The organism is Ideonella sp. (genome assembly GCF_041914305.1).
Lineage (GTDB): Bacteria > Pseudomonadota > Gammaproteobacteria > Burkholderiales > Burkholderiaceae_C > Ideonella.
Genome location: NZ_JAYSDQ010000031.1, coordinates 30,939 through 36,777, shown reverse-complemented (window position 1 = coordinate 36,777; position 5,839 = coordinate 30,939). Strand labels below are relative to the sequence as shown.

Here is a 5,839-nt window from a genome sequence, read left to right as displayed (position 1 = left end):
CGGACGGCTTTACATCGACCGCAAAGCCGCTCCCCGCACGCCAGAACAGCTCACGCTGTCGCTGCAGCGAACCTACATGAGCCGGAGCCTGATATTTCATCAGCTGAATGCGTGGCTCGTCGGTGCGGAGCCCGACTTCAGGACCTGGCCCTATGCGGCTATGGGACTGATGGGCACGGCGCTGTTCATTGCAGCTGGCCTACCGGCCATCACTGCTCTGGGCATCGGTGCGGTTGGTGGCATCACGACGTTTGTGTGCAAACAGGGTCGCGACCTGGCTTGCTTCTCAGACGAGATGAGCGAGCGCGACGATGCCGTGAGGAACCTGAACTTGGTGCTTCGCAACGAGCGCCGCCAGCGTCATCAACGCCGCTTTGCCTGATTCGTGATTCACAGCCGCCTCCTTCGTGGGGCGGCTTTTCTTCGTCAGCGGAAGGTCTTCGGGAACACCCACGGCGCGGCAGCGCAGATGACGAGGTACGCGACGATGAGTTCGTTGATGCTCATATAAATCGAACCGGAATTGGTCATTTCATTGTAGCTGCAATGTCTATATGCGCACGCCATTCATGCAGAGCAGTTGCTAAACAGGAAGCCATTTTCGACAACCAGTCATGCAAAGGAGACAAGAGTATGGCTTCTCTCAACCCCTTCCACAAAGTCAATCCGAAGGCGCGAATCGGTGTGTCCGTGGGCCGAGAAGGTCGGCGCGTGTTCGCTCAGCTGCGGCACTTCTACAAGTCGGCGCACGATTACGAGCCGGCGGATGGCGACCTGCTCGAGCAGCTGTTCCTCGCGTGGGTCAAGCAAGACAAGGACCTGCAGGCGTACATCTCTGGCCTGAGCGAGACCGAGTCCGCGGCCGTTGAGCGCGAGCTCGACGCCGAGGAGAAGGCCACGAAGAAGAGCGGCGGCCAGTGAGTCGCGGCTGACCCAGCGCAAGGCCCCTTCGGGGGCCTGTTTCTTTGGGCTCAAGTTGGGGCGCGACAAGCCGATGAGAGGAGGGTTTCTTTCAACCCTGGAAAGGCGTTCTCTCATGACGATGTGGCTGACGTACCCGGTGATGTTTAAAGTGACGCCGGTCCCGAAGAAGCAGGGCTGGTTCGAAATTGCCAGCCGCCCCTATCGGTCCGAATACAGTGAGGTGTACGAGTTTGCAGGGGACTACCGCGACGACATCGTGCGCGGTGCACAGCTCATCGGCTGGCACGACAACGACAACCTGCTTGAGGATGACCCCCGCTTCAACAGAGCTGAGGACCGCGAGTGGCACCGCTTCTTCAACGATGAAGACGCGATAGCCGAACCGACCTTCGTCGTAGTCAAGATGGGCGACGAGTACGAAGCGATGTTCATGTGCAACGCCCCGGAGGGACTGCTGTTCGACTACATGTTCGACCAGGACGACGGCCCAGAGAACCCCGAGACGCACTTCCCGGCGTATCGGGCCGACTCGCATGAACGGTGGCAGGCGCACTACAAGCAACACCAGGCTAAACAGGCCGATGAGGCCAAGGCACGTGCAGCGCGCGTGGCGGCTGCCAAGAAGGCCGCTGCAGCCGCTACCAAGAAGGCCGCTGCGAAGCCCAAGAAGAAGGCGGTCAAGGCATGAGCGGCATCGCTCAGAGCGCTACCGTGGCCTACAACACCCCGCGCTCCCCTCGGGTGCTCCAAGACGCAGCGGCACAGTGGCTGGGGGCGGCGCACTATGAGACTGAGCTAGCGCAAGAGCTTGTGCTCGCGGGGTTTGAGCTCGCAGCCAAAGCGCATGCCACCTTCGCTGCTGAGTGCCTCACCAACGCCAACCGGCTGTTCGAACGAGGTGAAACCTGGGTCGGAGCGTCGACCAAGTTCTTCAACACTTACCAGGCCGAATGCGGCGCTCGTCACACCCATGCGCTGAAGCTGCTTAAGCGCCAAGCTTGAACGAAGGCCTGCGTTCAAGCACGAAGGGCCCCAAGAGGGGCCCTTTGTCTTGGTAGGCCGGGCCGGGCTCGAACCGGCGGTCCACGGATTCAGCGTTGTGCAGCTTTCGCTGCGCGCTGGACTATGCCTTCACCATGCGCATCACTGCGTTTAGGCGGGCGCCGTCTAGTCTCTACACCTTCCCCTCGCGGGGCTTGGCTCGGCGTTGCCTTGTGCCTTGCGGCCGTCAGGTTCCACCGAATTTGACGCCATTCACACCGGGCGTTTCCGACCCGGGTGCACAACTTGCGCTATGAGTCCGCTGCTTTGACCAACTAAGCTACCGGCCCTTCGCGTCGATGATACCTTGCACGTTCTTTCCCCCTACAGGCGGTCAATACGAAGGCCCACCAGAGGGAAAGTCTGCGGAAAGTGGCGTCTATGAGCTGCCGGCCCTCCGAAAGCGGCCGGCCTACCTCGCTGCCGGTGCCGCATTGGCCTTCGCGCGCTTGCGCGCCTTGGCCGACGGCACCAGTTGCATCTTGGCCAGTTCTTCGTCGCTGATGGGCAGCAGCATCTCACCAGGCCTCAGCGACTCCGACGGATGCGCCGCCCCTGCAGCAGCCCGGTCGATGGCATGGCTCACCTCAAGGTCCAGCGCATTCACGATTCCGCGCTGGTGCTCGTTGCGAAGGTGACGGTAGTTCCATAGTGCCTGCGGGCTTCGATGGCCCGTGAGCCCTGCAATCTGACCGTCGCTGAGACTCGTACGCTCAAACAGGCGGCTGACGCCTTCGTGCCGCGACAGGTGGGGCACGACGCCCTTGAGCCCGCAGGCCTCCACAGCCTTATCCCAGGGCACGCGGTAGTTGTAAGGGCTCCAGCCCTCTCCCGCACGCTTTGGCGTGCCGAACAGGTACGGGCAGTCCGTGGGCTGTTCGTCAAGGTGCCGCATCAACATCCGATAGTTGGCGGCCGTCAGAAGCACATTCCGGGGGTCCTCGTTCTTCGTACGCGGCAGATTGACCTGCGGCGGGTCATCACGCAGCCACCCTTTGAGTGCCCCGGCCAACTCGCCGGGCCGGCACAGCGACGAAAACAAGATTCTGAAGAAGACGTACGCCTTGCCGTCCCCTGCAGTGTTCCAGTGGTCGAACAGCAACCCAATCTCAGCATCTGACAGTCGTCTGTTGCGACCGTTGCCCTTGGGGCGCTTCACGCCGCGCACGGGGTTTGTGTCCAGCACCTTAAGTTCTTCGACGCAGAACCGGAGGATGCCGCTAAGCGCTGCCACTTCCAGACGTACAGCGTGGGCCGACATCGTGTCGTTGTCTCCCCGCGACGGACGCTCGGCTTTGCGCTGCTTGATGTAGGAGCGCACGTCGTCGCTCGTGATGTCGCGGACATCACGGTCGCCGAGGACCTCGAGCGGCCTCTTCTGCTTCGACGGCTCGGTTAGGCGAGTCCGTTCGCCCAGCGCCGCCCAGGCCTCGCTCTGCTTGTACAACTCAGCCGCACGCCGCAGCGTCATCACATCGCTGCTGGCCGTCTTGTCCGGCGGCGACCACTTGCCGGACTTCATCCGCTTTTCGGTAGCCTCAGCCCAAGACCTCGCCTGCGCCTCGCGGTCGAAGACCTTGGCCTCTTTCATGTCCTTGTGTCGTGCAAACCCTCGGAACCTGCCGGAAGGCAACATCGCTACGCTGGCCATTTGCTCACGCCCTGCTCACGTTGATACGCCAGAGCGGGTTTTCGGCCAGACAAAGGACTTCTTGAGTGCCCTCTTCCCTCGTAGACAGCGCAAGATTTGCTCACGCCGAGGGTTCATGCCGTTGGATTATGAGTCCTCTGCTCTAACCAACTGAGCTAACGGCCCGTTGCTGACGCAAGGGCGTGATTCTAGGTGGCGCGGGCACCGCCTAGCGCTGAGACAACGCGTGCCCGACCAACCGCGACGTGATGTCGACGATCTGGATCATGCGGTCATAGGCCATGCGCGTCGGGCCGACGACGCCCAGCGTGCCGACGACCTGGCCGTCGACCTCGTACGGTGCCGAGACGACCGACAGTTCCTCGAACGGCACGACGCGGCTTTCGCCGCCGATGAAGATGCGCACGCCCTCGGCGCGGCTGGAGGTGTCGAGCAGGCGCATCAGCTGCGTCTTCTGCTCGAACAGGTCGAAGAGCTTGCGCAGGCTGCCCATGTCGTTGCCAAAGTCCTGCACACCCAGCAGGTTGCGCTCGCCGCTGACGATGACCTGGTCCTGGTTTTCTTCCATCGCGTCGGTGCCCAGTTGCACCGCGGCCTGCATCAGGCCGGCGATCTCGCCGCGCAACGCGTCGATCTCGCCTTTGAGCCGCTCGCGCACCTCTTCGATCGTCAGGCCGGCGTAGTGGGCGTTCAGGTAGTTGCTGGCCTCGACCAGCTCGCTCTGGGTGGGGTCGTGGGCGGTGAAGATCACGCGGTTCTGCACGTCGCCGTCGGGCGCCACAAGGATCACCAGCACGCGCTTTTCACCCAGGCGAAGAAACTCGATGTGGCGAAAGACGCTCGGTTTTTTTGGCGCAGTGACCACGCCAACGAAGCTGGACAGGTTGGACAGCAGCTGCGCCGCCTGCGCGATCACCCGCTGCGGCTGGTCGGGGTGCAGTTGGTCGCGCGCGGCCACCAGGTCGGGCGGCGTCTGGCTCAAATCGAGCGCGCGGGTCGTCAGCATCGTGTCGACGAACAGCCGGTAGCCACGCGCGGTGGGGATGCGGCCGGCCGAGGTGTGCGGGCTGACGATCAGGCCCAGCTCTTCGAGGTCGGCCATCACGTTGCGGATGGTTGCCGGCGACAGCTCCAGCCCCGAGGCCTTGGACAGCGTGCGCGAGCCCACCGGCTGTCCGTCGGCAATGTAGCGTTCGACCAGGGTCTTCAGCAGCGATCGTGAGCGCTCGTCGAGCATGAAATCATTGTACGGACTGGCCCTTGGTCACCCCGTTGCGTGAAAGCCCCTGTGGTGTAATTCCTCGCACCCTTTTGGAATAGACCAGGGCCATGCCCAACCGCTTTCGCCACGCTGCGTTGATTGGCAAATACCAGGCCCAGGGCATACGGCCGATGCTGCAAAGCCTCGCCGAGTTCTTGCTCCGTCAAGGCATGGATGTGTCGATCGAGCGCGAAACCGCCTTGAACACCGACTGGTCCGACCATGGCGCGTTCACCCCCGCCGAGCTGGGCGAGCGCTGCGACATCGCGGTGGTCGTCGGCGGCGACGGCACGATGCTGGGCATCGCGCGCGAACTGGCCTTCTATAACCTGCCATTGGTGGGCATCAACCAGGGCCGGCTCGGCTTCATCACCGACATCCGCGCGGTCGACTGGGCCGAGGCGCTGGGGCCGATGATGCAAGGCGACTACGAGGAAGAGCGCCGCGCGATGATCGAAGGCGAGGTCTGGCGCGACGGCGAGAACATCTTCGAGGGCCTGTCGCTCAACGACGTGGTGGTCAGCCGCGGCAACACCGCGAGCATGGTCGAGCTGCGCATCGACGTGGGTGACGAGTTCGTTGCCAACATCCGCGCCGACGGCCTGATCATCGCGTCGCCGACCGGCTCCACGGCCTACGCGCTGTCGGCCGGTGGCCCGATCCTGCACCCCGCGATCGCCGGCTGGGTGATGCTGCCGATCGCCTCGCACACCTTGTCCAACCGGCCGATCGTGCTGCCCGACGGGCAGGACGTGACCGTCACCATCGTCGCCGGCCGCGACTGCAGCGCCAACTTCGACATGCACCGCCTGGCCAGCCTGCTGCACGGCGACCAGGTGCGCGTGCGCCGCTCGGCGCAGAGCGTGCGCTTTCTGCACCCGCGCGGCTGGAGCTACTACGCCACCCTGCGGCGCAAGCTGCGGTGGTACGAAGGCGTGTGATGCTCACCCCCAGGTCGCTTC

The 5,839-nt window shown here is 63.5% G+C and carries 7 protein-coding genes; 5 read left to right on the top strand and 2 right to left on the bottom strand.

Going from position 1 to position 5,839, the window contains the following annotated elements:
• The 4 genes from ACE3SG_RS28015 to ACE3SG_RS28000 all read left to right on the top strand — a co-directional run.
• Nucleotides 1–382, top strand: a 382-nt coding sequence (locus tag ACE3SG_RS28015) for a hypothetical protein (RefSeq protein WP_374569558.1), incomplete at its 5' end; no start/stop codon positions are given.
• 251 nt (nt 383–633) lie between these two features.
• The gene (locus tag ACE3SG_RS28010) at nt 634–921 is read left to right on the top strand and encodes a hypothetical protein (protein ID WP_374569557.1); all 288 of its coding nucleotides are present in this window, start codon (nt 634–636) and stop codon (nt 919–921) included.
• Between the two features lie 115 nt (nt 922–1,036).
• Nucleotides 1,037–1,612, top strand: a complete 576-nt coding sequence (locus tag ACE3SG_RS28005) for a hypothetical protein (RefSeq protein ID WP_374569555.1) — start codon at nt 1,037–1,039, stop codon at nt 1,610–1,612.
• Nucleotides 1,609–1,926, top strand: coding sequence for a hypothetical protein (locus ACE3SG_RS28000; RefSeq protein ID WP_374569554.1), 318 nt, complete (start codon nt 1,609–1,611; stop codon nt 1,924–1,926). Before ACE3SG_RS28005 ends, ACE3SG_RS28000 begins: the two co-directional genes overlap by 4 nt.
• Before the next feature lie 451 nt (nt 1,927–2,377).
• Here ACE3SG_RS28000 and ACE3SG_RS27995 read toward each other — a convergent pair whose 3' ends face one another.
• Together ACE3SG_RS27995 and hrcA are read right to left on the bottom strand one after the other, a co-directional pair.
• Entirely contained in the window at nt 2,378–3,556 is a 1,179-nt protein-coding gene (locus ACE3SG_RS27995) for a tyrosine-type recombinase/integrase (RefSeq protein ID WP_374569553.1), read from the bottom strand.
• Between the two features lie 268 nt (nt 3,557–3,824).
• Nucleotides 3,825–4,853, bottom strand: a complete 1,029-nt coding sequence (gene hrcA, locus ACE3SG_RS27990) for a heat-inducible transcriptional repressor HrcA (protein ID WP_374569552.1) — start codon at nt 4,851–4,853, stop codon at nt 3,825–3,827.
• 92 nt (nt 4,854–4,945) lie between these two features.
• On the opposite strand from hrcA, the gene ACE3SG_RS27985 reads away from it, so the two are divergent.
• Nucleotides 4,946–5,818: an NAD kinase gene (locus ACE3SG_RS27985; protein WP_374569551.1), complete on the top strand. Its 873-nt coding sequence runs from the start codon at nt 4,946–4,948 to the stop codon at nt 5,816–5,818.
• The last annotated feature ends 21 nt before the right edge of the window (nt 5,819–5,839 follow it).